This is a genomic window from Curtobacterium sp. MCLR17_036 (assembly GCF_003234445.2).
Lineage (GTDB): Bacteria > Actinomycetota > Actinomycetes > Actinomycetales > Microbacteriaceae > Curtobacterium.
Genome location: NZ_CP126269.1, coordinates 2,761,962 through 2,787,404 on the forward strand (window position 1 = coordinate 2,761,962; position 25,443 = coordinate 2,787,404).

Below are 25,443 nucleotides of genomic sequence, written 5' to 3' on the forward strand. Positions count from 1 at the left end.
CGTCGATGGCCGCCGTGGCCGAGGTCGCCGGCGTGTCGATGCAGACCGTCTCACGGGTGGCACGCGGCTTCGACAACGTCAGCCCCGACACCCGCGACCGCGTGCAGCGCGTCATGGACGACCTGGGCTACCGCCCGAACCGCGCCGCCAGGGCCCTGCGCTCCGGCCGGTTCCGGACCATCGGCGTGATCATGTTCACGCTCGCGTCCTTCGGCAACATGCGCACGCTCGAGGCCATCTCCGCCGCCGCCGCAGCCGCCGACTTCACGATCACGCTGCTCCCGATGGCGTCCCGCACGGGCGAGGGCGTGCGCTCGGCGTTGTCCCGCCTGCACGAACAGGCGGTCGACGGCGTCGTGATCGTCATCGAGTCGCACATCATCGACACCGCCGAGGTCGTCCTGCCCGACGGCGTCCCCCTGGTGGTCGTCGACTCGACGGGCACGACGGACCGGCCGTCCATCGACATCGACCAGGCCCAGGGTGCCCGGCTGGCGACCCAGCACCTGCTCGACCTGGGCCACGAGACCGTCTGGCACGTCGCCGGTCCGGACGGGTCCTACTCCGCCGACCGTCGGCTCGTCGCCTGGCGCGACACCCTGCAGGACGCCGGACGCCCGGTGCCCCCGGTGATCACCGGCGGCTGGGCGGCGTCGGACGGCTACCGCGCCGGCCGCGAGATTGCAGCACGACCGGAGATCACGGCCGTCTTCGCGGTGAACGACCAGACCGCACTCGGGGTGCTCCGGGCGGCGCACGAGGCCGGCCGCGAGGTCCCGGCGTCGCTCAGCGTCGTCGGCTTCGACGACTTCCCCGAGTCGGAGTCGTTCTGGCCGCCGCTCACCACCGTGCACCAGTCCTTCGACGAGGTCGGCCGCCGCGCCGTCGCGACACTCCTGGCGCAGATTGAGGGCTCCCCCGCCCGCCCGACGACGGACCTCGTGCCGGTGCGGTTGGTCGAGCGGGCGAGCACGGCGCCGCCGCCCGCGCTGCCGTAGGGCTGGCCGCCGGGCCGGGGCCCTGGTTCGCGGTTCGCGGTTCGCGGTTCGCGGTCCGTGGTCCGCGAAAGCGACACTCTGCCGCGAACCTTCCTCGGGGGTCTGTCGCTTCCGCGGACTGGTCGGCGCAGCCGGCTGCAGATCTGTCGCTTCGGCGACCAGCAGGCGGACGGGAGGCGCGGTGCCAGCCCGGCACGGGCCTCCCGTCCGCCTGTCCGCCCGCCCGTCCGTCCGTCCGTCCGTTCGCCCGTACCGAGCAGAGGACGCCGAGCGCAGCGCGCCCGACGTCCCCTGTGCTCACTCGACGCCCGCCGCAGCGTGCGCCGAGGCGTCTCAGCCGATCGACACGGCGGTCCAGGAGACCGGGGGCAGCTCGATCGTGACGGTGTCGCCCTCGCGGCGGACGGTCTCGTTCGTGCGGAGACCGACGCGCGAGGTGTCCTGCAGGTCGTTCACGGCGTGGATGTCGTCGTCCCAGACGCCTTCTGCCCGCACGTCGCCCTGCACGCCGAGGCCCGCGAGGTCGATCGTGACGGTCGTCGACTCGGACGGGTGACGGTTCACCAGGAACACCGCGGCGCCGTCCTCGGACAGGGTGGCTGCCGAGTCCACGACCGGGACCTCGCCGTACTTGCCGCCGTCGACGGTGTCACCCGAGGTCTTCACCTGCAGCGACGTGCCGTGGGCCAGCCGCGAGGTCAGCGAGAACGGGAAGAACGTCGTCTGGCGCCAGGCCGGTCCGCCGGGCTCGGTCATGATCGGACCGATGACGTTGACGAGCTGCGCGAGCGACGCCGAGGCCACCCGGTCCGCGTGCCGGAGCAGCGAGATGAGCAGCCCGCCGACCACGACGGCGTCGGCGACGGTGTAGACGTCCTCGAGCAGACGGGGTGCGACCGGCCACTCGTCGAGCGTGAAGGTCTTGGCCTTCGCTTCCCACTTCTTGATCGACCAGACGTTCCACTCGTCGAACGAGATGTCGATGCGCTTGTCGGACTTCTTCTGCGCCTGGACGTGGTCGGCGGCCGTGGTGACCGTCTTGATGAAGTGGTCCATGTTGACGCCGGAGGCCAGGAACGACGGCAGGTCGTCGTCCTCCTCGTAGTAGGCGTGCGCGGAGATGTAGTCGACGTCGTCGTAGGTGTGCTCGAGGACGGTGCGCTCCCACTCGCCGAACGTCGGCATCGACGCCCCGGAGGAACCGCAGGCGACGAGCTCGAGGTCGGGCTGGATCTGCCGCATCGCCTTGGCGGTCATGGCGGCGAGCTTGCCGTAGTCCTCGGCGTTCTTGTGGCCGAGCTGCCACGGACCGTCCATCTCGTTGCCGAGGCACCACATCGAGATGCCGAAGGGCTCGGTCCGGCCGTTCGACCGGCGGTACTCGGACAGTGCCGTGCCGGCGTCGATGTTCGCGTACTCCAGGAGCTCGATGGCCTCCTGCGTGCCGCGGGTACCGAGGTTCACGGCGAGCATGAGCTCCGAGCCGACCAGGTCGAGCCAGTGCTGGAACTCGTGCAGCCCGACCTCGTTCGTCTCGGTCGAGTGCCAGGCGAGGTCGAGGCGGCGCGGGCGCTGCTCGACCGGGCCGACGCCGTCCTCCCACTTGTAACCGGAGACGAAGTTCCCGCCGGGGTAGCGGATGGCCGAGACGCCGAGCTCCTTGACGAGCTCGACGACGTCCTTGCGGAAGCCCTGCTCGTCGGCGGTCTCGTGCGCGGGCTCGTGGATGCCGTCGTAGACGTGCCGGCCGAGGTGCTCGACGAAGCCGCCGAAGAGGCGACGTCGCACCGGCCCCACGGTGAACGCTGCGTCCAGGACGAGGTGTGTGCGGGGCATGGATCTCCTTTGATCGTGTGGCGGTGGTGCCGGTGGTGCACAGTGCGGCGAGCACGGATTGCGGGACGGTCCGTCACGAAAGTGAGCGCTCACCTGTCGGAAACGCTACCGGGTCGGACGGCCCTGCGGAAGGGGTGGTGGTCATCGCTGCGGATGAGTAATGTGAGCGCTCACGGAGCAGAGTTGCTCCGCCGGGAGCGTCACCCCTCGCCCCCGGATCGGCCCGTCCCGCTGGAGTGATGCCATGCCGAACCCATCCGCAACCCCCGCGTCGCGTCTGTCGCGTCGCGGGTTCCTCGCCGCCGGAGCAGCAGCCGCCACCGTGCTGCCGCTCGCCGCCTGTTCGAGCCCCCTCGCCGCCGGTCTCGCCGGCAGCGCACTGAACCCGGAGACGCTCGTCTTCTGGAACCTGTTCGGCGGCGGCGACGGCGTCCGCATGCAGTCGATGGAGGACGGCTACGCCAAGCAGCACGGCGGGTCGAGCGCCCTGCAGGCCACCACGTTCGCGTGGGGCAACCCGTACTACTCGAAGCTGACACTGGCGACCGTCGGGAACAAGCCGCCGGACGTCGCGGTCGCCCACCTGACCCGGGCGAAGCCGCTCTGGGACGGCGACCTGCTCGACCCGATCACCTCGGACGACCTGGCGAGCGTCGGGCTGAGCGCGGCCGACTTCAACCAGAAGGCCTGGACGGCACAGAAGACCGACGGCAAGAACATCGCGATCCCGCTCGACACGCACCCGTTCGTGCTCTTCTACAACGTCGACGTCTGCAAGAAGGCGGGCCTCATCGACGGTGACGGGAACCTCGTCGACCTGAACGGCATGGAGAACTTCGAGAAGGCCCTCGCCGCGGTCGCGAAGGTCACCGGCGGGACGGCGCTCAACGTCGCGAACGTCGTGCCGGAGACGGCCACCCCGTGGCGGTTCTTCTGGACGATGTACAACCAGATCGAGGGCGCGACCCCGTTCATCAGCGACGGCGGCGGGAAGCTCACCGTCAACGAGGACGCGTACAACGAGGTCACGAGCCGCACCCAGAAGTGGGTGAAGGAGGGCTGGCTCAACAAGGCCCTCGACTACGCCACCGCGCAGTCGCTCATGTTCGACGGCAAGGCCGGCTTCTTCATGCAGGGCGAGTGGGAGATCAGCACCGCGCAGTCGATCAAGGGGCTCAAGTTCGGCATGGCGCCGATCCCCCAGCTCTACGACAAGCCGGCGACCCAGGCCGACTCGCACACCTTCGTGCTGCCGAAGAAGGCGCGCACGCCCGAGCAGCGCAAGCAGCACATGCTCTTCATCAAGCAGATGCTCGAGCAGAGCCTGACGTGGGCCGAGGGCGGGCACGTCCCCGCCTACATCCCGACCTTCGACAGCACCGCCTACAAGGAGCTCAAGCCGCAGTCGAACTACGCGGCGGCCGCCGAGACCGCCGTGTTCGACGACCCCGCCTGGTACGGCGGGTCCGGCTCGACGTTCGAGGGCACCGTCGGCGCACAGCTCGCACTCGTGCAGCAGGGCAGCTCGTCGCCCGCCCAGGCCCTCCGGGCCATCAAGTCGCAGCTCGCGACCTACCTCAACACCCCGAGCCCGCTGTGACCGGGCACGTGAACGCCGTGAACACCGCGCGAAAGGCACGATGACGTGACCACAGCACCTGTCCTCGACCGGCCGACGGACGCGACCACCGCGCCCCGTCCCCGCCGCAGCCGCACCTACGGCTCCAGCGTCAACCGCGGCCAGGGCCGCAGCGGCTGGCTGTTCCTCGCCCCGTTCGGCTTGTTCTACGTGGCCTTCCTGCTCGGCCCGACGGTCTGGATGATCGTCACGAGCTTCTTCAACACCTCGACCGTCCGCACCGGGCTGGGCAGCTTCGCCGGGCTGGCGAACTACGCCGAGATGCTCGGTCGCAGCGACTTCTGGTCGTCGCTCTGGCACACCCTGCAGTTCACGCTGTACACGACCCCACCGCTCGTCGTCCTGGCGTTCGTGTTCGCCGTGCTGACGAACCGGATGAACCGCGGTCAGTGGTTCTTCCGCCTGGCGTTCTTCCTGCCGTTCATCCTGCCGTCCGCGACGATCTCGCTCATCTGGGTGTTCATCTTCACGCCGGCGACCGGTCTGTGGGCGAGCCTGCAGTCGGCGATCGGCATGACGCCCGGCTCGGGCATGCTGTCGAGCCCGAACACCGCGATGATCGGCGTCGCGATCGCCACCATCTGGTGGACCCTCGGGTTCAACTTCGTGCTCTACCTGGCCGGCCTGCAGGAGATCCCGCGCGAGCTGTACGAGGCGGCGGCCGTGGACGGTGCGTCGAACTGGCAGCAGATCAAGTCGATCACCCTGCCGCTGCTCGGCCGCACGACGACCCTGGTCATCCTGCTGCAGATCATCGCGAGCCTGAAGATCTTCGACCAGGTCTACCTGATGACGAACGGCGGGCCAGGCATCTCCACCCAGGTCTCGCTGCAGCTCATCACCGGCGTCGGCTTCACCGACAACCGACTCGGTGCCGCATCGGCCGCGTCGGTCCTCCTGTTCATCGTGATCGTGGCGATCGCGGTCATCCGGCAGCTCGTCGAGCGCGCTGCCGCCAAGCGAGAGATCGGGGCCTGACATGACCGCCACCGAGAGCATCACCACCGGCCGGAAGCTGCGCACCGGCGTCTCCTCCGCCGCGCCGACGAGCGCCGCGAAGATCGGTGTCAGCGGCCGCGGCTTCTCGATCGCCTCGGGCATCGTCCTGACGGTGTTCGCGATCATCTGGCTGATCCCGAGCGTGTTCGCCCTGAAGACGTCGCTGTCCGACAACGGCGTCGCCGCCCTCGGCGCGAACGCGATCCTGTCGAACTGGAACCCGACGCTGCACTCGTACGCGTCGCTGTTCCAGGCCGGCGACATCTGGAACTGGTACCTCGCAAGCGCCATCACGAGCATCGTGACCGCGGTCCTCACCGTGCTGTTCGCGTCGATGGCGGCCTTCGCGCTGTCCCGACTCGTGTTCCGAGGGCGGAACGTCGCGTTCCTGCTCATCATCCTCGGCATCATGATCCCGACCCAGGTGCTGATCATCCCGATCTTCCAGGAGCTCAACGCCGTCGGGCTGCTCAACACCTACTGGTCGGTCATCTTCCCGCAGGTGCCCGCCGTGATCGCGGTGTTCATCTTCAAGCAGTTCTTCGACGGCATCCCGAAGGAGCTGGAAGAGGCCGCACGCATCGACGGTGCCGGCATCTGGAAGGTGTACTGGTCGGTCATCCTGCCGCTGTCCCGCCCGGTGATCGCAGCGGTGACGATCCTGACCTTCGTCGGGGTCTGGAACAACCTGCTGCTGCCGCTGTTCGTGCTGTCGAACCCGGACCTCATGACGATCCCGGTCGGGCTCGCCACGGTGCAGGGCAGCTTCGGCCAGCGCTACGCCGACATCCAGGCGGGTGCGATCCTGGCGGCGCTGCCGCTGATCATCCTCTACCTGATCTTCCAGCGGCAGATCGTCGAGGGCGTGACGGGCTCGGGCCTCAAGGGCTGACGCTGCCCGGGCGCAGTTCCGCGCGTGGGAGGCGGAATCGCGCGTCGGAGGCAGAATCGCGCGTCGGCAGCCGGAAGGAAGGACCTCCCACGCGCGGAACGGCTTCCCATGCCGGGCGCGATGGGAAGGAACGTCGGACTGGAGGCCCGTGGCGACACCGCCACGGGCCTCCTGTGCGTCCCGCGGTCGCGCTGCGCGGCCCCGGCAGCAGTTCCGCGCGTGGGAAGCAGAACCGCGCGTGGGCAGCAGTTCCGCGCGTAGTCAGCCGGACGGAACGACCCCCTACGCGCGGAACGGCTTCCCACGCCGGGCGCGATGGGAAGGAACGTCGGACTGGAGGCCCGTGGCGACACCGCCACGGGCCTCCCGTCCGTCTCGCACCACGCCGCGTGCCCCGCAGCAGTTCCGCGCGAGGGAGGCGGAATCACGCGTCGGAAGCGGAATCGCGCGTCGGCAGCCGGAAGGAACGACCCCCTACGCGCGGAACGGCTTCCCACGCCGGGCGCGATGGGAAGGAACATGGGACGGGAGGCCCGTGGCGACACCGCCACGGGCCTCCTGTCCATCTCGCGCTCGCGCTGCGCGCCCCCGGCAGCAGTTCCGCGCGTGGGAAGCAGAAACGAGCGTAAGCAGCCGGAAGGAACGACCTCCCACGCGCGAAACCGCTTCCCACGCCGCGCGCGATGGGAAGGAACGCGGGCCGGACGCCCACTGCAGGCGGTCAGGGCGTCGGGGTGACCGTCCACGTGCCGTTGGTCTGGATCGCCATGACGCCCGGCAGGTCGACGTCGTACGACCTCGCGAACGCCCCGGAGTCGCCGAACAGCTGCGGCCGGCCCGAGGTCGTGAACACGCGGCCGGAGAACGAGTCGCCGGAGCCGGCCGGGCGGTAGTCGACCGTCACGTGCGACACGTCGTCCGAGAAGAACAGCACGGCCGGCCCCTTGCCGGACTGCGCCCCGCTGACCAGGGGCAGGTCGTTCCAGCTGCGGAGCGTCACCGACCATGAGCCGCGCGCCTCGACGATCACCGACTGCTCGGGGCCGTCGGACGACAGCACCCCGGTCAGGAAGGACGCCCGCAGTGGCGCGGAGGCCCGGCCGAACGGCGACATCCTGCCGGGCGCGGTGACGGTCGCCGTGCCGGTGCAGGCCGAGCAGTCGAGTTCGACGACGACCGCGATCGGCCCGGAGCTCGTGAACGCGACGTTCGCGTCGCCGCTGCCGGAGGCCGAGGCGCTCGTGCCGTCGGCGACCCGGCCCGCGGTGACGGTGCGCTCGGCCGGGCTCGCGATCGCCGGACGGGTCGCGGTCGGGGTGGGCGTCGGAGTCGGGGTCGGCGTGGCCGTCGGCGTCGCCCGCGCGGCGGCCGTCCGGTTCGGCGCGGGTGTGTCACCGGTGACGGAGCACCCCGTCACGAGCAGCACCGCTGCCACGACCGCACCGACGACGCCCACCCCACGGATCCCCATGGGGCAAGCCAACCACGGCTCAGGCGGGGACGGGCTCGCGGGCCTCGCGCTTCCAGAAGCCGGAGAACGTGATCCGGGTCTTCGGCAGGCCGGCGCGGTGCAGGTGACGGCGCCCCTCGGTGGCGAGGCCGGACTCGCCGACCACGAACGCGTAGCCCCGGTCGTCGGACGGCACGATGCGCTGGAGCGCGGCGAGCGCCGCACGGCCGGGCACCGCGCCCGGGTCGACCTCGTCGCGGACGAGCCACGTCACGCGGACGCCGGCGGGGGCGTCGAGGCGGCGGACGTCGGCGGCGGTCGGGACCTCCTGCACGATGTGCCCGACGGTGTCGCGGGGCAGCGAGGCCGCGATGCCGACGACGGCGGGCAGGCCGGTCTCCTCGGCGGCGATGATGACCTCGGTGGCGTCGGTCGGGGCGTCGAAGATGCAGCCCTGGTCGAGCAGGGCGAGCTCGTCACCGGGACGGGCGGCGCAGGCCCAGACGGCCGCGCGACCCTCGGGTTCGCCGTCGGCGGTCGTGTGCACGACGAAGTCGACGTCGAGTTCGGCGGTGCCGTCGGTCCGGTGGCGGTAGCCGGCGACGGTGTAGTTCGCGCAGTGCGGGCGGACGTCCTCGGGGATGGCGAGGAAGGTCGGCCACCACTTCGTGCCGTCGAGGTCCGGCATGTGGAAGCGGTCCTGGTCGGGGCGTTTCACGAACAGGCGGAACCAGTGGTCGAAGCCGAGGAACGGGAACTCGTGCAGGTCGTCGCCGGTGACGGTGACTCGTTGCACCGACGGCGTCAGGCGCTCACTCCGCAGGACCCGGGCGCGGAAGAGCCGGGGGTTCTGGGGCAGGAGCCGCGGGGTCTTCGCCATGAGGCAAGGCTAACCTAAGATGATCTCCGTGCCAGCCCCCTCCCCCGCTCTGGCTCCCGATCCGGGAGCACCGACGCGCGACGTGCCCGCCGCCCTCGGGGTGCACCGCTCCGCCGTCCGCCGCCGCACCGCCGTCGTCGTCGGACTCGTCGGGGTGCTCGCGCTCGTCGCGGTGGCGAGCATGCTCCTCGGCAGCAACCGGATCGGCGTCGACCAGGTGCTCGCCGGGCTGACACGGACCGGCTCGGGCACCGACGAGGCGATCGTCTGGGGGTCCCGCATCCCCCGCACGCTCATCGGGGCGGCCGTCGGTGCGGCACTCGGCATCGCCGGACTGCTCATGCAGGGGCACACCCGCAACCCCCTCGCCGACCCCGGCCTGTTCGGGGTGTCGGCTGGAGCCGGGCTCGCGGTGGTCCTCGGCGTGTACGTCTTCGGCGTCACGAGCACCGGCGCGACCGTCTGGTTCGCCCTGGCCGGCGCGATGGTGGCGAGCGTGGTGGTCTTCTCGGTGACGATCGCGGGCAGCGGCACGGCCAGCCCGGTCCCGCTGGCCCTGGCGGGTGCCGCGGTGTCCGCGCTGCTCGGCGCGTTGACGTCCTTCGTGGTGCTCACCGACCAGGACTCGCTCGACGCCTACCGGCTGTGGGTCGTCGGCTCGCTCGCGGCCCGGCAGCTCGACGTGCTCGCGGCGGTCTGGCCGTTCCTGTTGGTCGGGCTCGTGCTCGCGGTGTGGAACACCCGGGCGCTCGACGCCCTCGGGCTGGGCTCGGACCTGGCGCGTGGCCTCGGCGAGGACGTCCTGGTCGCCCGGCTCATCGGCCTGGGCGGGATCACGCTGCTCGCCGCCGGGGCGACCGCGGCCGCCGGGCCGATCGGGTTCGTCGGCCTGACGGTCCCGCACGTGGCCCGGGCGCTCGTCGGTACCGGTCACCGGTGGACCCTGCCGGTGTCCGCGCTGGTCGGCGCCGCCCTCGTGCTGTTCGCGGACGTGGTCGGGCGCCTGGTGGGCGGGTTCTCCGAGGTCGAGGTCGGCATCGTGCTCGCCGTCATCGGCGGCCCGGTGTTCGTCGCCGTCGCCCGTCGTCGATCGCTGGTGTCGCTGTGAGCGCGCCGAGCAGCAGCGCGAGCGCCAGCGCCAGCGCCAGCGCCAGCACGACCACCAGCACCAGCGCCAGCAACAGCGCCAGCGCCACCACCGGCGCCACCAGCACCAGCACCAGCAACAGCACCGTCGCCCGCACCCCCGTCGCCCGCCCCCGCGCCGGCATCCGCATCGGCCCGGTCGGACTCGCCTGGCGCCCCCGCGTCCTGGGCTGGACGGTGGCGTCGATCGTCGCCGTGCTCGTGCTCGTCGTGCTCGGCGTGGCGATCGGCTCGACGTGGATCGCCCCCGGCGTGGTGGTGCGGTCGCTGCTCGGGCTCGAGTCAGGCCCCGAGGGCTTCATCGTCACGACGCTGCGGTTGCCGCGGGTGCTCACCGGCGCGCTCGTCGGCCTGACGCTCGGCGTCGCCGGTGCGCTGACGCAGACCTTCACCCGCAACCCCCTCGGCACGCCGGACATCATCGGCGTCACCTCGGGCGCGAGCGTCGGCGCGGTCGCCGCGGTGGTGCTCGGCGGCGGCACCTACTCGGTGTCGTCCTCGGTGCTCGGCGCGGGGATCCCGGTCGCGGCGACGATCGGTGCGCTCGTCGCCGCCGCCGTCGTGTACGGGCTCGGCTGGCGCGGCGGCGTGCAGAGCTACCGGCTCGTGCTCGTCGGGATCGGCGTCGGGGCGACGCTCGACGCCGTCACCAGCTACCTGCTCGTGCGGGCCAAGATCACGGCGGCGGCGGCCGCCTCGCAGTGGCTCGTCGGCAGCCTGTCGAGCACGTCCTGGTCGAGCCTGTGGCCGCTGCTCGCGGTGGCCGCGGTCGCGGTGCCGCTCGCCCTGGCGACGAGCGCGGCCCTGGGGATCGGTCAGCTCGGCGACGACGTCGCGACCGGGGTGGGCCTCGGCGTGCAGCGACACCGGTTGCTCGTGATCGCGCTCGCGGTCGTGCTGACCGCGGCGGCGGTCGCGGCGGCCGGTCCGGTCGGTTTCGTCGCGTTCGTGGTGCCGCAGGTCGGACTCCGGCTGGCCCGGACGAACCGCCCGCCCCTCCTGCTCGCCGGCATGCTCGGCGCGCTGCTCGTGCTGGCCGCCGACCTGGTGTCCCGCTCGGCCTTCCCGTGGCAGGTGCCGGTCGGCATCGTCACGACCGTGATCGGGGCCCCGTACCTGATCTGGCTCCTCGTCCGTCACCGCAAGGAGATGTCCCGATGACCACCACAGGTGGAACCAGCACGACCACCACCGCCACCGCGAACGCGAACGCGACCGCGACCGCGACCACCACCGGCGCCACGAACGCGACCACCACGGGGGCGACCGCCCCGCGCGGACACACGACCCCGCCGGTGCTCGAGGCGCGCGACCTGTCCGTCGGCTACGACCGCCACGCCGTGCTCACCGAGCTCGACCTGCGCATCGAACGCGGCACCGTGACGACCTTCCTCGGCGCGAACGGCTGCGGCAAGTCGACGCTGCTCAAGGCGTTCGGCCGCGTGCTCAAGCCGCAGGCCGGCGAGGTCCTGCTCGACGGCGCACCCATCCGCCGCGAGCCGAACCGGCAGGTCGCCCGCAAGCTCGCGATCCTGCCGCAGTCCCCCGTCGCGCCGGCCGGCACGAGCGTGCTCGACCTGGTGATGCGTGGCCGGAACCCGCACCAGTCGTGGGCGAAGCCGTGGACCGCCGAGGACGCCGCCGTCGCCGAGCAGGCGATCGCGGCGACCGGGTTGACCGAGGTCGCCCACCGCGACGTCGCGAGCCTGTCCGGCGGGCAGCGGCAGCGCGCGTGGATCGCGCTCGTCGTGGCGCAGCAGGCGCAGACGCTGCTGCTCGACGAGCCGACGACGTACCTCGACCTCGCGCACCAGCTCGAGGTCCTCCGGCTCGTGCGTCGCCTGAACCGCGAGCAGGGCTCGACCGTCGTCATGGTGCTGCACGACCTGTCGCTCGCGGCGCGCTACTCGGACCGGCTCGTCGTGCTGCACGACGGCGGGGTGGCCGCCGACGGCACGCCGACCGAGGTGCTCACGCCGGCGCTGCTCGAGCACGCCTTCGGGTTGCACGCGCGGGTCCTCGCAGACCCGGTGACGGGCGCGCCGATGATCGTCCCCGAAGCCGACGAGCACGACCGGCAGGCACTGGCGGCCGACCCCGACTTAGGTTAGCCTCTCCTAACGTGAAGCACTCCCTCCGCGCCGCCCTCCTGACCTCCGTGGCCGTCTCGGCCCTCGTCCTCACCGGTTGCTCCGGCACCGGGTCGGACGACGACCGCGCCGACGGCGGCACCGGCTCGTCCGGCGCCTGGTCCTACGAAGACGCCACCGGCACCACCGTGAAGGTCGACCACACGCCGAAGCGCATCGTGGCCCTGAACGACATCGCGATCTCGTTCGTCGAGTACGGACTGCGCCCCGTCGGCACGTTCGGCCAGCAGCCGATGACGAAGGACGCCCGGTTCGACGACCTCGACACCGACGGCATCACCCAGCTCGGTACGGCCTACGGGGACATCGACCTCGAACAGCTCGCCGCGCTCAAGCCGGACCTCGTCGTGACCTCGGTCTACCCGACCGACGAGAAGGGCACGCTCGACACCACGCAGCCCTCGTACGGCTTCAAGGACAAGGAGCAGCAGGAGCAGGTCGAGGCCATCGCACCCGTCGCCACCGTCGAGTGGGGCGGCGAGGGCGAGGACGTCATCGAGCACATCGCCGACCTGTCCGAGTCGCTCGGTGCCGACGAGGCGACGGTCGACGCGGCCGAGAAGCGCTTCGACACCGCCGAGCAGGCGCTGTCCCGCGCGGCGGAGGAGCACGACCTGTCGGTCGTGTCGATGTACGCCGACGGCGACGGCGCCTACGTCACGCGGCCGGCCGACGAGCCGACGCTGCAGATGTACCGGTCGTTCGGCGTCGACTTCGTCGACCCGAAGCCGAAGGGCTTCTACTGGGGCATCTACTCGTGGGAGAACGCCGGACAGATCAGCGGTGACGTGCTGCTGCTGTCGCAGCAGGGGTACCAGGTCGCCGACCTCGAGAAGCAGCCGACCTTCGCCGACAACGCGGCCCTGCAGGCCGGCCAGGTGCACAGCTGGACCTTCCCGGCGCTCGACTACGCCTCGCAGGCCGACTACATGACGCAGCTCGCGGGCTGGTTGGACGACAGCGAGAAGCTCTCGTAGACGCACCCGTGTGACGGACGGGAGGCCCGGTGCCAGCTGGCACCGGGCCTCCCGTCCGTCGGGTGGTCGCGTCCACCGCACGTGACCGGCGTCAGTGCTGCACCACCCGCCGCGCCGCCGCGGCGACGCCCTCGACCACGAGAAGTCCCACGGCACCGAGCACCGGGACGAACACGACGAGCAGCGTCCAGAGGACCTTGGTCGCCTCCCCACGGTGGGTCGACCGCCAGCACAGGACGAGTGCGACGACGTCGAGGACGATCAGTGCGGTCAGCACGGCGAGGTGGGCCATCTGGTGCTCCTTCGGGTGTGTCGGAGCACCGACGCTACGCCGGGCCGGTGCGGTGCCGGATCGTCCGGGCGGATGATCCGGCACCCACGGTCGGATGACCGCGGCCGACCGTCTCACCCCGCCGGGAGTGCGGCGTTCACGGCCGTCTGCGCCTCGCGCCACACCGAGGCCCGGGCACCGGCGTAGGTGTCGCCCTGGCCGTTCGAGTACGAGCGCAGGTTGTGCTTCGCACCGTCGGTGTTGCCCTGCCAGTAGGCCGTCACCGCACGCGAACTGCCGCCGATCAGCCAGATCTGGTCGGCCGCGTCGGTGGTGCCGGTCTTGCCGAACAGGGTCGTGCCGTCCGGTGTCTGGCCGCCCGCAGCGGTGCCGCCTCGGAACGCGCCCTGCATGACCTGGAACGCGGTGGCGGCGGTCTGCGGCGAGACGGCCTGCGAGCAGGTGCGCGGCTGACCGCCGAGCTCCGTGCCGTCCGGGCCGGTCACCTGGTCGACGACGACCGGGGCGCAGTACGAGCCGCCGTTCGCGATGCCGGCGTAGGCGGCGGCCATCGTCAGCGGCGCGATGCTCTCGGTGCCGAGCAACGACGCCGGGTTCCACGGGAGCTCACCGCCGGTGGCCAGGTGCACGCCGAGCCGCGTCGCGACCCGTTGGACGTCGCACAGGTCGAGTTGCTCGGCCATCGACTGGTACGCGGCGTTCACCGACTGCGCGGTCGCCGACCGGACCGAGTACGGACCCCGCTGGGCGGGCGAGTCGTTCTTCGGCTGCCAGAACGCCTCGAGCGGTTCGCCGCACGCCGTCCACGAACTGTGCGGGTGCGGGGTGCCGTCGACGACGGTGTCCGGGCTCCGGCCGGACTCGAGCCACGCCAGCAGGGTGAACATCTTGTAGGTCGAGCCGGTCTGGAACCCCGTCGCGTCGCCGTCCGCCCGGTCGACCGCGTAGTTGAGCGAGGTCGCGGTCCGCGGCGCCTGCGCCGACCGGTCGTAGTCGGTGTTCTGGGCCATCGTCAGCACGCGCCCGGTCCCCGCCTCGACGGTGTCGAGCGTGGCGCCGAGGGCCAGCCGGGTCTCGGTCTTCGGGTCGTACCGGTCGAGCAGCTGCGCGTGCGTCGCGTTGAGGTCGAGGTCGAGCGTCGTCTGGATCCGGTACCCACCGGTGCGCCAGGCGTCCGCCCGCTGCTGCTTCGTCGCCCCGAGCTGCGGGAGCCGCTCGGCGACGCGCGTGGCGAAGTCGCAGAAGTACGCCGCGCCCGCCTCGACCGCCGCGCACCCCTGCTGCGGGGCGGTGAGGTGGACGAGGTCGGCGAGCCGGGCCTGCCGCGCGGCACGGTACTCGTCCTCGGTCAGGTGCCCCTGCTCGTGCATCGACCGCAGGATGACGTTGCGACGGGCGGTGTTGTCCCGGTGGTGGTCCGGCGTCGAGAGGTCCCGGCGCTCCGGCCACTGGACGATCGCGATGAGGGACGCCGCCTCGGCCGGGGTCAGGTCGGTCGCGGACTTGCCGTAGTAGTGGCGCGCCGCCGACTGCACGCCGTAGGTCTGGTCGCCGAAGTACGCGATGTTCAGGTAGGCGGTGAGGATCTCCTGCTTGGAGTACTTCTTCGCCAGCCCGATCGCGAGCTTCATCTCGGCGAGCTTCCGCTGCGGCGAGCGCTTCGTCGCCTCCTGGTAGGCGGCCGTCTGCTCCGCGAGCGTCGGCAGCTCGCTCGCCCGCTGGATCTTGATGTTCCGGACGAGCTGCATCGTGAGCGTCGACCCACCCGACCCGCCCTCGCCGCGCGAGGCCGCGACGCTCACCAGCGACCGCACCATCGACGTCGCGTCCACACCGCCGGTCTCGTAGAAGCGCTTGTCCTCGCCGTCCACCGCCGCGTGCTCGAGGTCGTCGTCGATCTGGTCCAGCGTCAACTGCTGGCGGTCCTGGGACCAGACGTCGGTCAGGTGCACGGGTTCCCCGCCGCGGTACGCCCAGATCTCGTTGCGCTGCGGCAGGTCCCCGATCTCGATGTGCTCCGGCATCGACTCGAACACCCCGATCGCCGACGTCGCGCCGAGGCCGGCGACCGCGATGACGGGCGTCACCCCGATCCCGACCAACAACCCGGCGAGCACACTGCCGCCCACGAAGCCGAGGCCGGCTCCCCCTGCACGTCTGATCGTCATCGTCCTGCTCCCCCTCGCACCGCACCGTCCGGCGCGGCTCGTGGAGCGTCCCAGCCCCGCTCGGGCGACCGCCGGGACTCCGCCGCGGATCGCCCGCGTGTCCGCTGGGAGACCGCCTAGCCGGACCGGGGGCCTAGGCTGGTCAGGTGGCACGCACCGACCCCGCACGACCCCATCGCCTCGCCCTCGTCGGGGCCGTCGTGGCGCTGCTGGTCGGCGTCGGCCTGCTCATCAGCCCCTGGGACGGCCTGGTCGCGGTCGTCGCCTGGGTCCTCATCGTCGGCGCCGTCGCCCTGACCGCCGTGACCCTGCTCTTCGCCCGGGCGCCGCGCAGCTGAGGCTGCGGCAGCGACGGCGGCACCGCGCGGCTGCGACAGCGGCACGGCCTGACCGCGGCTGCGACAGCGGCACCACCCGGCCGCGGCAGGGACGCTGCCCGACCGTGGTGGTGGCAGCGCCGGCCGAGGCAGCGCCGGCTGTGGTGGCGGCAGCGCTGGCCGAAGCCGCACCAGCGACGGGATCAGCCGCGGCGGCGCGGGGTCGCCGACCGGGGCGGGTTCGCCCGCAGGTGCTCGGCGGCCCGACCGAGGATCCGCGCCAGGTCGTCGACGTCCGCGTCGGACAACGACGCGAACAGCAGCTGCTGCAGCGCTTCCACGTGCCCGGGGAACACGGCCGCCAGCACGGCACGGCCGTCGTCGGTGATCGTCACGACCGTGCTGCGCTCGTCGTCCGGTGACGGCGCCCGCGTGACGAGCCCGCGCTGCTCGAGCACCTGCGCCTGGTAGGTCAGCCCGCTCCTGCTGTAGACCACGCCGTCGGCCAGGTCCGTCATCCGCTGCTGGCCGGCGGGCGCGTCGCCGAGGCGGGCGAGGAGCTGGAACTGCACGTACTTCAGCCCGCCGACGTCGCGCAGCTGCTGCTCGACCGCGTGCCGCAGCAGGCTGCCCACCTCGGTGAAGGCGAAGTACGCCTGGAGCTCGGTGGCGGTCAGGGTGCGGGGTGTGTCGTCCATCGATCGCATCCTACCTGTTGCTTCGAGTTCGAAGCAGTGCTACGGTTCCAACAAGTGCTTCGAACTCGAAGCAACAAACACGAGGAGTTCACCATGAAGGCAGTACGGTTCCACGAGGTCGGCGGTCCTGAGGTCCTGCGACAGGAGGACGTCGACCTGCCGGTCCCCACCTCCGGTCAGGTGCGGGTGCGGGTCGCCGCCTCCGCGTTCAACGCCGCGGACAACGGCATGCGCGGCGGCTTCCTGCCGATCCCGGTGCAGCTGCCGCACGTGCCCGGGTACGACGTGTCCGGCACGGTCGACGCCCTCGGCGACGGCGTCGAGGACCTCGCCGTCGGTGACGCGGTCATCGGGTTCCTGCCGATGGAGCGGGACGGCGGCGCGGCCGAGTACGTCGTCGCACCGGCGCAGGCCCTGGTCGCCGCCCCGACGAGCATCCCGCTCGCCGACGCCGCTGCACTGCCGTCGGTCGCCCTGACCGCGTGGCAGGCACTGTTCGACGACGGTCACCTGCAGGCGGGGCAGCGCGTGCTGATCGTCGGCGCCGGCGGCGTCGTCGGCAAGTACGCGATCCAGCTCGCGAAGCGCGCCGGCGTGCACGTCATCGCGACGGCCAGCCCGCGCAGCGCCGAGGCGGTCCGCGCCGCGGGCGCCGACCAGGTCGTGGACCACACCGCCTCCGACCTGCTCGACGCGATCGACGGGCAGGTCGACGTGCTCCTCAACCTGGCGCCGATCGACCCGGACGAGTTCGCCGCCGACGTCGCCGCGGTCCGTGACGGCGGTGCGGTCGTCAGCACCACCGCGTTCATGGCCACGCCAGACGACGCCTCGCGGTCGGTGCGGGCGGCGACGGTGTTCGTGCTGCCGGACCGCGACCGCCTGGCCGAGCTCGTGTCCCTCGTCGACGCCGGGGAGCTCACCGTCGAGGTGACCCGGCGGATCCCGCTCGCCGAACTGCCCGCCCTGCACGCCGAGGCGAGCGAGGGCCGCGTCGCCGGCAAGGTCGTCGTCCTCGCCTCCTGAGCACGGGGACGCCAGCGGGTCGGCCCGGGACACCACCGGGCCGACCCCGGCGAGCGCCGCCGGATACGCTCGCCCCATGGTGGACGAGCACTGGCACGAGGACGTCCTCGGGGCGCCGTACGAGCGGCTCGAACTGCCCCTCGCGCCCGACGCCGAGGGGCCGGTCGTCGCCACCCTCGTCCGGCGCCGGCACACGCCCACCGACATGCTGATGCACGGCCGCGGCCCGCTGCACGGGGTCGACGTGCTGTACGTGCACGGGTGGTCGGACTACTTCTTCCAGGTCGAGCTCGCGGAACGGCTCGAGCGCCTCGGCGCCCGGTTCCACGCGCTCGACCTGCGGAAGTACGGGCGCAGCCTCCGCCCGCACCAGACACCGGGTGACGTGTCCGACCTCGCCGTCTACGACGAGGACATCGCCGCGGCGCTCGACGCGATCTCCGCCGAGCACCCCGGCAGCACCCGTCGCCGCCTGGTCCCGATGGGCCACTCGACCGGCGGCCTCACCCTGTCGCTCTGGGCGGCCCGGCACCGCGACCTCGTGGACGGCCTGGTGCTCAACAGTCCGTGGCTCGAGTTCCAGGCGACCGCGGTCGGTCGGGCCCTGATGACCCCGGTGGTCCGGCTCGGAGCCCGACGGAACCCCCTGGCACCGATGCCCGCCGTCGACCCCGGCTTCTACACGCGCACGGTGTCGACCGCCGGCGAGGGCTCGTGGACGTACGACCAGCAGTGGCGTCCGGACCGCGGGTTCCCCCTGCACCCCGGATGGCTCGCCGCCGTGTTCGACGGCCAGGCGCAGGTCGAGCACGGCCTCGGGCTCGAGGTCCCCGTGCTCGTGCTGCTCAGCGACAAGAGCATGCTGCAGCCCCGGTGGGACCCGGGGATGGCGCACGCCGACGTCGCCCTGAACGTCGACACCGTGGCGCACCGCGCGCTCTCGCTCGGCACCGAGGTCACGGTCCGCCGCCTCGCCGGCGCCGTGCACGACGTCGTGCTGTCCGCTCCGGACGTGCGGGAGCACGCCTACGACGCGATCGCGCGCTGGTCGACCACGCTGCCCGCCCGCTAGCGTGACGGGATGACCGAAGGCGCCGTCCGACTCACCCGCCTCGACCCGACCGGCCCGGACCGCGACGCCCTGGTCGACTTCCTGTCGTCGGAGGAGTTCCCGTTCCACGTCCGCCGGCGCATCGGCCGGGCGGACGCCGTGGCCGCCGTCGACGCCGGGGCGTACCGCGACGACGAGCACGACACGTTCTGGCTCGACCACGACGAGCACGGCCGCGTCGGGATCGTCCGGCTCGAGGACCTCGAGGACCCCGTCCCGCTGTTCGACCTGCGCATCGCCGGCGCGCACCGCGGGCGCGGGCTCGGCACCCCGGCCCTGCGGGCAGTGACCGACCACGTGTTCCGCACGATGCCGGAGGTCACGCGCTTCGAGGGCCAGACCCGCGAGGACAACACCGCCATGCGCCGCGTCTTCGTCCGCGCCGGCTGGGTGAAGGAGGCGCACTACCGCGAGGGCTGGCCGGTCGAGGGCGGCACCGCGGTCGCCTCCGTCGGCTACGGGGTCCTGCGCCGCGACTGGGAGTCGGGCGAGACGACGCCGGTGCCGTGGGACGACGACGTGCGCTGACGCGCCGTCAGACCGGACGCAGCCACGCGACGACCGACGGCAGCGCCGGGTCGTACCCGTCGGTCGTGTCGACCTCGAGCAGCGGGACCCCGAGCGCGAGCGGCTCGGTCACCAGGGGCGCGTTGCGGGCGACGCGGTCGTTGACCGCCTGCGGGTGCCCCCGTGCGACGAACCGGTCGGACGCGAGTGCCGACCGGCAGTGCACGTTCCGGACGTCGCCGACGGGCGCGAGCACCGATCGCACGTCGGCCTCGGACTGGTCGCGGTACAGCGTCGCGTCCGCGACGACACTGCACCCCGCCGCCGCGAGGTGCGCCGTCGCCGACCAGAACAGCCGGACGCCGTGCGGGACGACCGCGTCGCGGTCGTACCCGGAACCGGCGGAGAGACCGGCGTACAGCTGGTCGCGGTCCACCCGCGGCCAGCCGAGCTCGGCGGCGAGCGCCGCCGCGAGCGTCGTCTTGCCACTTCCCGGAGCGCCGCTGATGAGCACGATCGTCGCCACGGGCACGACGTTACCGGGCACCGGACGGGAGGCCCGTGGCGGGGCCCGCCCCGGGCCTCCCGTCCGTCCCGGGGTACGAAACCGGGAAAGCACCCGGAGAAGGTGCACCGAGTGCAACGATGCACCTAGTGTCGTCAGACGTGACCATCGCGAACGACCGTCGTGCCGCCCTCAAGGCGAAGCACCGTGCGGCGATCCTGCAGGCCGCTCGCGACCTGGTCGACGAACGGGGCGGCCGCGACTTCGGGGTCGACGACCTCGCCGAACGCGCCGACATCGCCCGGCGGACGGTCTTCAACCACTTCGGCTCCCTCGACGAGGTGCTGCTGGCGGTCTGCGAGCAGGAGCTCTCCGTCATCATCGACCGGTTCCTCGCGGACATGGCGCGGACCCCGGTCGGCGACGGGTCGCGTGCGTCGATGTTCGAGGAACTCGAGTCGGCCGCCCGCGGAGCCGACCTCGCCCCGGCCATCGCGAGCATGTCCCGGATCCTCGGCGACCCCGGCAAGGAGGACCCGAAGGCCGCGGTCCTCACCCAGACCGCGTTCTCGCGGGTGACCGACCGGCTCCGCGCCGAGGTCGCCCGTCGGTACCCGGCCGCCGACCCGCTCGACGCCGCACTGCTCGTCGAGTCCCTGATGAGCGGGATCGTCGTCATCGCCGACCACTGGCTGACGACCACCGGACCGCGACTCGACGACGACGCGGTCCGCGACTGGGACGCCCTGCTCGCCCGCCTCGTGCACAGCGTGCGCAGCGGGTACATGCCGAGCGACTGACCCGCCACACACTCCACCCTCCAGGGGTCCACCGGCGCACCCCGCACCACAGCACCTGACAAGGAAAGGAAGCAGGCACTCGCATGGCCGGTCTCCTCTACCGTCTCGGACGGTTCTCGGCACGACGCCACTGGCTCGTGATCATCTCCTGGGTCGTGATCCTCGGCATCGTCGGCGGCACCTACGCCCTGTTCGCCGGCACGATCTCGTCCGCGATCTCGATCCCGAACACCAAGACCAGCCAGGTGCAGGACGAGCTCGCCGACAAGTTCCCGTCCGCGAACGGCGGCAACGGGACGATCGTCTTCCAGACGACGGACGGCAAGGCGTTCTCCGACGCGCAGCAGTCCGACATCGACGACTTCATGACGAAGCTCGAGCGGCTCGACGGCGTGAAGGGCACGACGAGCGGCTTCGCGACGCAGGACCAGCTCGACGAGCAGCGGCAGAAGATCGTCGACGGCCGCAAGGAGATCAGCGACGGCCGCGAGAAGCTCGAGCGCGGTCAGGACCAGCTCGACGCGCAGGAGAAGGAACTCGCCTCCGGCAAGCAGCAGATCGCGGACGCGCAGGACCAGCTCGACGCGCAGAAGGCCCAGGCGCAGGCCGCCGGTGCCGCAGCAGCCGCTGCCGCGCAGGCACAACTCGCCCAGGCGCAGGCGCAGATCGACGCCCAGCAGCAGCAGATCGACGCGGGTGCGCAGCAGCTGTCCGCGGCGCAGGACGAGATCGACGCGAACGCGAAGAAGCTCGACGACAGCTCGACCGAGCTCGAGCAGGGTTCGGCGCTGCTCGACCTGTCGAAGGACGTCCGGTTCGTCTCGTCGAACGGCAGCGCCGCGATCGGCACCGTCCAGTTCACCAAGTCGACCTACGAGGTCCCGGCGGACACGAAGACCGCCATCGCGGACGATGCCGACTCGGCCGACATCGAGGGCGTCGACGTCTTCGTCTCGAACGACATCGCCCAGGGCGTCCCGTCGATCCTCGGTCCCGGTGAGATCGTCGGCGTGATCATCGCCGCGCTCGTGCTGTTCCTCATGCTCCGCACCGTCATCGGCGCGGCGATCCCGCTCGTCTCCGCCGTGCTCGGCGTCGGCGTCGCCTCGCTGGCCTCGCTGTCGTTCTCGAGCCTGGTCGAGTTCATCTCGGTCACGCCGGTGCTGGGGGTGATGCTCGGCCTGGCGGTCGGCATCGACTACTCGCTGTTCATCCTGAACCGGCACCGCACCCAGCTCAAGCAGGGCATGGGCGTGCACGAGTCGATCGGCCTGGCGAACGGCACCTCCGGCAACGCGGTGGTCTTCGCCGGTGCGACCGTCATCGTCGCCCTGCTCGCGCTGAACATCACGGGCATCCCGTTCCTCGGCCTGATGGGCACCGTCGGCGCCGTCGCGGTCTTCTTCGCGATCTGCATCGCGACGTCCTTCACCCCGGCGCTGCTGTCGCTCATCGGCATGCGGATCCTGCGCAAGAAGGAGCGCGCCAAGATCGGCAACACGGGCTCCACCCGGGTCCCGAACAAGCCGATGTCGACCTGGCGCGCGATCGTCACGCTCGTCGCCGGCGTCGCCGTCCTCGGCACGATCGCCCTCCCCGCGACCCAGATGCGCCTCGGCCTGCCGAGCGGGTCGTCCGAGGCCGTCGAGTCGAGCCAGTACAAGGCCTACAAGACGCTCGAGCAGGAGTTCGGCGCCGGCCAGAACGGCCCGCTGCTCGTCGTCGCGACCCTGCCGGACGCGATCAGCAAGAGCGACGTCACCGCGACCGAGGTCACCATCGGTCAGGCGATCGCGAAGAACGACGACGTCGCGGCCGTGCTGCCCATCGGCACCTCGAAGGCGCGCGACATCATCGCCTTCCAGGTGAAGCCGGACGGCGGCCCGGACAGCGTCTCGACCGAGGAGGTCGTGAAGGACCTGCGCGAGCAGACCGTCTCGACCGACGACGGCACGGTCACCCTCGGCGTCGCCGGCAACGCCTCGGCGAACATCGACGTGTCCGAGAAGCTCTCGAACGTGCTGCCGCTGTACCTCGTGGTCGTCGTCGGGCTCTCGCTGATCATCCTGATCATCGTGTTCCGGTCGTTCCTCGTGCCGATCACCGCGACCGCCGGCTTCATCCTGTCGGTCCTGGCGTCCTTCGGCGGCCTGACCGCGATCTACCAGTTCGGCTGGCTCGGCTCCGTGTTCGGTGTGCACGACCCGGCACCGATCCTGAGCTTCCTGCCCATCATCGAGATCGGCATCCTGTTCGGGCTCGCGATGGACTACCAGCTCTTCCTGGTGTCCGGCATGCGTGAGGCCTACGCCCACGGCGCCTCGGCGAAGGTCGCGGTCCAGCGCGGTCTGCACGCCGGACGCGCGGTGGTCACGGCGGCCGCGATCATCATGATCTCGGTGTTCGCGGGCTTCATCTTCTCGGACTCGTCCACGATCAAGCCGATCGGCTTCGGCCTGGCGTTCGGTGTGCTGGTCGACGCGTTCGTCGTCCGCATGCTGCTCATCCCGGCGGCGATGCACCTGCTCGGCAAGAGCGCCTGGTGGTTCCCGAAGTGGCTCGACCGCATCGTGCCGGACGTCGACGTCGAGGGCGCCAAGCTCGAACGCGGCGACGCCTCGCACGGCGACGCGCACGGCGGCGACTCGCGCGGTGACTCCCGCGGCGCCGATCCCCGCGGCGCCGAGGACACCCACACCGGCGCCCACGCCCTGCCGGTGCAGCCCGACGCCCACCCGCACGACTCGGGGCACCCGCCCGCGCACCGCGCGTAGTCGACGCACCACCGGGGAGGCCCGGTGCCGGTCCACGTGACCGGCGCCGGGCCTCCGGTGCGTCCGGGTTGGGGAGGCCGGGCCTGGCCCCGGGACTCGGACCCCGATCGACAACATCGACGTCGTCCGACACCGACCATGTCGCGACCACGTCCGCACCCCTCGCGTCGTCACGCGTGCGACAACATCGACGTCGTCAGACACCGACCTTGTCGCGACCACGTCGGCACCCCTCGCGCCGACACGCGTGCGACAACATCGACGTCGTCCGACACCGACCTTGTCGCACCGACCAGCACCGACGTCGCACCGACCAGCACCGCGCCCACCCGCTCCGCCGAACCCGCACCGCGCCCACCCGGCCCGCACGAACCCCCAGCCCTCGCGACCCTTCGTGCACGAACGGTACGCTGGAACGATGACCGACGAACCGGACCCGCTCGCGCTCGACCGGCAGCTGTGCTTCGCCCTCGCCGCTACGAGCCGGAGCGTCATCGGGCTGTACCGCGACCTGCTCGAGCCGATGGGCCTCACCCACCCGCAGTACCTCGTGCTGCTCGCACTGTGGGAACGCGACCCCCGGTCCGTACGGGAGATCGCGGGGGAACTCCGCCTGGACTCCGCGACGCTGAGCCCGCTGTTGAAGCGGCTGGAGGCCTCGGGCTACGTCCGCCGCACGCGCAGCACGGCCGACGAACGGCAGCTCGAGGTCTCGCTCACCACGGCGGGGCGCGCACTCCGCGACCGGGCGCAGGCGGTCCCGCTCGCCGTCGCGGACCGGCTCGGGTGGCCGCTCGCCCGGCTCGAGGCCCTGAAGGACGAGCTCACCGATCTGCTGGAACGCGTCGACCAGGTGTGATCGGACCCGATCGGTGGCACAATGGTTCGTGCACGAACGAATTGAGAGGACACCCTCGTGGGACGCTTCGCGAAGTGGTACGAACGGTGGAACACGACGCTCATCGACAAGATGGGCCCGTCGCAGATCGGCGCCGGACGCCCCGAGGGCATCGACGACCGCACGATCGACCGGGGCTGCCCGCTCTGCGGCAAGCCGCTCTCCCAGCACCAGGTGATCCGCCCCGAGGGCCAGGTCCGCTCGTCGACGCTCGTCTGCCCGCGCGAATGACCATCCGGCCCGAGACGGAATTGCGGAGCACAACAGCCGGTTGCACCGACACGTGAAGCTCTTCGAACGCGCCGAACTCGGCGCCCTCACCCTGAACAACCGCATCGTGATGGCCCCCCTCACCCGGACGCGCGCCGGCGAGCAGGGCATCCCGAACGACCTGCTCGTCGAGCACTACCGGCAGCGCGCCGGCCTCGGCATGATCATCACCGAGGGCACGTGGCCCGTGCAGGAAGGCCGCTCCTACCCCGGGCAGCCCGGCATCGAGACCGACGAGCAGGTCGCCGGCTGGCGCCGCGTCGCCGACGCCGTGCACGCCGAGGGCGGCACCATCGTCATGCAGCTCATGCACGGCGGCCGCGTCTCGCACACCGCCATCTCGCAGACGCCGCGCATCGTCGGCCCGTCCGCCGTCGCGGCGCCCGGTCAGACGCACCTGCCCGACGGCTCGAAGGCCGACATGCCGGTGCCGCACGAGCTCACCACCGACGAGGTCCGGCAGGCCGTGCAGGGCTTCGCCCAGGCCGCCCGCAACGCGATCGCCGCCGGGCTCGACGGCGTCGAGGTGCACGGCGCGAACGGCTACCTGGTGCACGAGTTCCTGTCGCCGGTGTCGAACACCCGCACCGACGAGTACGGCGGCTCCCCGGAGAACCGTGCCCGCTTCGCGGTCGAGGTCACCACGGCCGTCGCCGAGGCCGTCGGCGCCGACCGCACCGGCATCCGCCTGTCGCCGCAGCACGGGATCCAGGGCGTGCTCGAGGAGGACGACGCCGACGTGCGCGCGACCTACACGGCACTCGCCGAGGGCCTGGCGCCGCTCGGGCTCGCCTTCGTCGACGTGCTGCACGCCGAGCCGACGAGCGACCTGGTGCAGCACATCCGCCGCACCGCGGGTGCGCCGTTCGTCGTGAACTCCGGCTTCTCGTCGCTGACCACCCGCGACGAGGCGATCGCCATCCTCGACCAGGACGTCGCCGACGCCGTGGCCGTCGGTCGCGCCGCGATCGCGAACCCGGACCTCGCGCACCGTTGGGAGCGCGACGCGGAGCTCAACGAGCCGCGTCCGGAGCTCTTCTACGGTGCCTCTGCCGAGGGCTACACCGACTACCCGACGCTGGCCGAGGTGCGCGCGTCCGTCGCGTAGCC

24 protein-coding genes are annotated in these 25,443 nt (G+C 71.9%); 17 read left to right on the forward strand and 7 right to left on the reverse strand.

Annotated features, from left to right (window positions below):
* Positions 1-5 precede the first annotated feature (5 nt).
* On the forward strand, positions 6-998 hold the full coding sequence (locus DEI99_RS12970) for a LacI family DNA-binding transcriptional regulator (RefSeq protein WP_111041521.1): 993 nt from the start codon (positions 6-8) through the stop codon (positions 996-998).
* A 333-nt stretch (positions 999-1,331) separates the two neighbouring features.
* Here DEI99_RS12970 and arfA read toward each other — a convergent pair whose 3' ends face one another.
* On the reverse strand, positions 1,332-2,834 hold the full coding sequence (gene arfA / locus DEI99_RS12975; protein ID WP_111041471.1) for an arabinosylfuranosidase ArfA: 1,503 nt from the start codon (positions 2,832-2,834) through the stop codon (positions 1,332-1,334).
* A gap of 244 nt (positions 2,835-3,078) precedes the next feature.
* Between arfA and DEI99_RS12980 the strand changes: the two genes are divergently transcribed.
* From DEI99_RS12980 to DEI99_RS12990, 3 genes are read left to right on the forward strand one after another with little or no spacing between them, the layout of a single operon-like run.
* Positions 3,079-4,434: an extracellular solute-binding protein gene (locus tag DEI99_RS12980; protein WP_111041470.1), complete on the forward strand. Its 1,356-nt coding sequence runs from the start codon at positions 3,079-3,081 to the stop codon at positions 4,432-4,434.
* Positions 4,435-4,479: 45 nt separating this feature from the next.
* Positions 4,480-5,451 carry a carbohydrate ABC transporter permease gene (locus DEI99_RS12985; RefSeq protein ID WP_111041469.1) on the forward strand — a complete coding sequence of 324 codons (972 nt, stop codon included), beginning with the start codon at positions 4,480-4,482 and terminating at the stop codon, positions 5,449-5,451.
* Between the two features lies 1 nt (position 5,452).
* Positions 5,453-6,364 (forward strand): carbohydrate ABC transporter permease, encoded by a 912-nt coding sequence (locus tag DEI99_RS12990; protein ID WP_111041468.1) that lies wholly within the window; start codon positions 5,453-5,455, stop codon positions 6,362-6,364.
* 721 nt (positions 6,365-7,085) lie between these two features.
* Here DEI99_RS12990 and DEI99_RS12995 read toward each other — a convergent pair.
* Positions 7,086-7,835: a hypothetical protein gene (locus DEI99_RS12995; RefSeq protein ID WP_111041467.1), complete on the reverse strand. Its 750-nt coding sequence runs from the start codon at positions 7,833-7,835 to the stop codon at positions 7,086-7,088.
* A 19-nt stretch (positions 7,836-7,854) separates the two neighbouring features.
* A complete protein-coding gene (locus DEI99_RS13000; protein ID WP_111041466.1) occupies positions 7,855-8,694 on the reverse strand; it encodes a siderophore-interacting protein in 840 nt (279 codons plus the stop codon).
* Between the two features lie 28 nt (positions 8,695-8,722).
* Between DEI99_RS13000 and DEI99_RS13005 the strand changes: the two genes are divergently transcribed.
* Genes DEI99_RS13005 through DEI99_RS13020 form a run of 4 tightly spaced genes read left to right on the forward strand, consistent with a single transcriptional unit; the run spans position 8,723 to position 12,967 of the window.
* Positions 8,723-9,802, forward strand: a complete 1,080-nt coding sequence (locus DEI99_RS13005; RefSeq protein ID WP_502867007.1) for a FecCD family ABC transporter permease — start codon at positions 8,723-8,725, stop codon at positions 9,800-9,802.
* Positions 9,799-11,001, forward strand: a complete 1,203-nt coding sequence (locus tag DEI99_RS13010) for a FecCD family ABC transporter permease (protein ID WP_284180823.1) — start codon at positions 9,799-9,801, stop codon at positions 10,999-11,001. Before DEI99_RS13005 ends, DEI99_RS13010 begins: the two co-directional genes overlap by 4 nt.
* Positions 10,998-11,951 (forward strand): ABC transporter ATP-binding protein, encoded by a 954-nt coding sequence (locus DEI99_RS13015; RefSeq protein ID WP_258369695.1) that lies wholly within the window; start codon positions 10,998-11,000, stop codon positions 11,949-11,951. Before DEI99_RS13010 ends, DEI99_RS13015 begins: the two co-directional genes overlap by 4 nt.
* Positions 11,952-11,962: 11 nt before the next feature.
* The gene (locus DEI99_RS13020) at positions 11,963-12,967 is read left to right on the forward strand and encodes an ABC transporter substrate-binding protein (protein ID WP_111043181.1); all 1,005 of its coding nucleotides are present in this window, start codon (positions 11,963-11,965) and stop codon (positions 12,965-12,967) included.
* Positions 12,968-13,058: 91 nt separating this feature from the next.
* On the opposite strand, the gene DEI99_RS13025 is transcribed toward DEI99_RS13020, so the two are convergent.
* The gene (locus DEI99_RS13025) at positions 13,059-13,259 is read right to left on the reverse strand and encodes a PLDc N-terminal domain-containing protein (protein WP_111043182.1); all 201 of its coding nucleotides are present in this window, start codon (positions 13,257-13,259) and stop codon (positions 13,059-13,061) included.
* 113 nt (positions 13,260-13,372) lie between these two features.
* Positions 13,373-15,427, reverse strand: coding sequence for a transglycosylase domain-containing protein (locus tag DEI99_RS13030; RefSeq protein ID WP_284180824.1), 2,055 nt, complete (start codon positions 15,425-15,427; stop codon positions 13,373-13,375).
* A 146-nt stretch (positions 15,428-15,573) separates the two neighbouring features.
* On the opposite strand from DEI99_RS13030, the gene DEI99_RS13035 reads away from it, so the two are divergent.
* Complete coding sequence (locus DEI99_RS13035; protein WP_111043142.1) at positions 15,574-15,765, forward strand: hypothetical protein; 192 nt, start codon at positions 15,574-15,576, stop codon at positions 15,763-15,765.
* Between the two features lie 182 nt (positions 15,766-15,947).
* On the opposite strand, the gene DEI99_RS13040 is transcribed toward DEI99_RS13035, so the two are convergent.
* Entirely contained in the window at positions 15,948-16,442 is a 495-nt protein-coding gene (locus tag DEI99_RS13040) for a MarR family winged helix-turn-helix transcriptional regulator (protein WP_111043141.1), read from the reverse strand.
* Positions 16,443-16,535: 93 nt separating this feature from the next.
* Between DEI99_RS13040 and DEI99_RS13045 the strand changes: the two genes are divergently transcribed.
* The 3 genes from DEI99_RS13045 (at position 16,536) to DEI99_RS13055 (ending at position 19,107) form a co-directional block, all read left to right on the forward strand.
* Positions 16,536-17,468 carry an NADP-dependent oxidoreductase gene (locus tag DEI99_RS13045; RefSeq protein ID WP_111043140.1) on the forward strand — a complete coding sequence of 311 codons (933 nt, stop codon included), beginning with the start codon at positions 16,536-16,538 and terminating at the stop codon, positions 17,466-17,468.
* 76 nt (positions 17,469-17,544) lie between these two features.
* A complete protein-coding gene (locus DEI99_RS13050; protein WP_111043139.1) occupies positions 17,545-18,540 on the forward strand; it encodes an alpha/beta hydrolase in 996 nt (331 codons plus the stop codon).
* Between the two features lie 9 nt (positions 18,541-18,549).
* On the forward strand, positions 18,550-19,107 hold the full coding sequence (locus DEI99_RS13055) for a GNAT family N-acetyltransferase (RefSeq protein WP_111043138.1): 558 nt from the start codon (positions 18,550-18,552) through the stop codon (positions 19,105-19,107).
* Positions 19,108-19,114: 7 nt separating this feature from the next.
* Here DEI99_RS13055 and DEI99_RS13060 read toward each other — a convergent pair whose 3' ends face one another.
* Positions 19,115-19,612 carry an AAA family ATPase gene (locus DEI99_RS13060; protein WP_181434559.1) on the reverse strand — a complete coding sequence of 166 codons (498 nt, stop codon included), beginning with the start codon at positions 19,610-19,612 and terminating at the stop codon, positions 19,115-19,117.
* Positions 19,613-19,752: 140 nt separating this feature from the next.
* Between DEI99_RS13060 and DEI99_RS13065 the strand changes: the two genes are divergently transcribed.
* The 5 genes from DEI99_RS13065 to DEI99_RS13085 all read left to right on the forward strand — a co-directional run bounded on the left by DEI99_RS13065 (position 19,753) and on the right by DEI99_RS13085 (position 25,441).
* Positions 19,753-20,391 (forward strand): TetR/AcrR family transcriptional regulator, encoded by a 639-nt coding sequence (locus DEI99_RS13065; protein ID WP_181434558.1) that lies wholly within the window; start codon positions 19,753-19,755, stop codon positions 20,389-20,391.
* 83 nt (positions 20,392-20,474) lie between these two features.
* The gene (locus tag DEI99_RS13070) at positions 20,475-23,165 is read left to right on the forward strand and encodes an MMPL family transporter (RefSeq protein WP_111043135.1); all 2,691 of its coding nucleotides are present in this window, start codon (positions 20,475-20,477) and stop codon (positions 23,163-23,165) included.
* A gap of 418 nt (positions 23,166-23,583) precedes the next feature.
* On the forward strand, positions 23,584-24,024 hold the full coding sequence (locus DEI99_RS13075) for a MarR family winged helix-turn-helix transcriptional regulator (RefSeq protein ID WP_071261959.1): 441 nt from the start codon (positions 23,584-23,586) through the stop codon (positions 24,022-24,024).
* Positions 24,025-24,081: 57 nt separating this feature from the next.
* Entirely contained in the window at positions 24,082-24,294 is a 213-nt protein-coding gene (locus DEI99_RS13080) for a hypothetical protein (RefSeq protein ID WP_111042907.1), read from the forward strand.
* A gap of 52 nt (positions 24,295-24,346) precedes the next feature.
* A complete protein-coding gene (locus tag DEI99_RS13085; protein WP_071260697.1) occupies positions 24,347-25,441 on the forward strand; it encodes an alkene reductase in 1,095 nt (364 codons plus the stop codon).
* Positions 25,442-25,443: the final 2 nt, after the last annotated feature.

Excerpts from the sequence above, each read along its gene's own strand:
- arfA (WP_111041471.1), bottom strand. The coding sequence starts at position 2,834 with ATGCCCCGCACACACCTCGTCCTGGACGCAGCGTTCACCGTGGGGCCG.
- DEI99_RS12980 (WP_111041470.1), top strand. The coding sequence starts at position 3,079 with ATGCCGAACCCATCCGCAACCCCCGCGTCGCGTCTGTCGCGTCGCGGG.
- DEI99_RS13050 (WP_111043139.1), top strand. The coding sequence starts at position 17,545 with ATGGTGGACGAGCACTGGCACGAGGACGTCCTCGGGGCGCCGTACGAG.
- DEI99_RS13040 (WP_111043141.1), bottom strand. The coding sequence starts at position 16,442 with ATGGACGACACACCCCGCACCCTGACCGCCACCGAGCTCCAGGCGTAC.
- DEI99_RS13075 (WP_071261959.1), top strand. The coding sequence starts at position 23,584 with ATGACCGACGAACCGGACCCGCTCGCGCTCGACCGGCAGCTGTGCTTC.
- DEI99_RS12990 (WP_111041468.1), top strand. The coding sequence starts at position 5,453 with ATGACCGCCACCGAGAGCATCACCACCGGCCGGAAGCTGCGCACCGGC.
- DEI99_RS12970 (WP_111041521.1), top strand. The coding sequence starts at position 6 with ATGGCCGCCGTGGCCGAGGTCGCCGGCGTGTCGATGCAGACCGTCTCA.
- DEI99_RS13000 (WP_111041466.1), bottom strand. The coding sequence starts at position 8,694 with ATGGCGAAGACCCCGCGGCTCCTGCCCCAGAACCCCCGGCTCTTCCGC.
- DEI99_RS13030 (WP_284180824.1), bottom strand. The coding sequence starts at position 15,427 with ATGACGATCAGACGTGCAGGGGGAGCCGGCCTCGGCTTCGTGGGCGGC.
- DEI99_RS13025 (WP_111043182.1), bottom strand. The coding sequence starts at position 13,259 with ATGGCCCACCTCGCCGTGCTGACCGCACTGATCGTCCTCGACGTCGTC.
- DEI99_RS13055 (WP_111043138.1), top strand. The coding sequence starts at position 18,550 with ATGACCGAAGGCGCCGTCCGACTCACCCGCCTCGACCCGACCGGCCCG.
- DEI99_RS13045 (WP_111043140.1), top strand. The coding sequence starts at position 16,536 with ATGAAGGCAGTACGGTTCCACGAGGTCGGCGGTCCTGAGGTCCTGCGA.
- DEI99_RS12995 (WP_111041467.1), bottom strand. The coding sequence starts at position 7,835 with ATGGGGATCCGTGGGGTGGGCGTCGTCGGTGCGGTCGTGGCAGCGGTG.
- DEI99_RS13070 (WP_111043135.1), top strand. The coding sequence starts at position 20,475 with ATGGCCGGTCTCCTCTACCGTCTCGGACGGTTCTCGGCACGACGCCAC.
- DEI99_RS13015 (WP_258369695.1), top strand. The coding sequence starts at position 10,998 with ATGACCACCACAGGTGGAACCAGCACGACCACCACCGCCACCGCGAAC.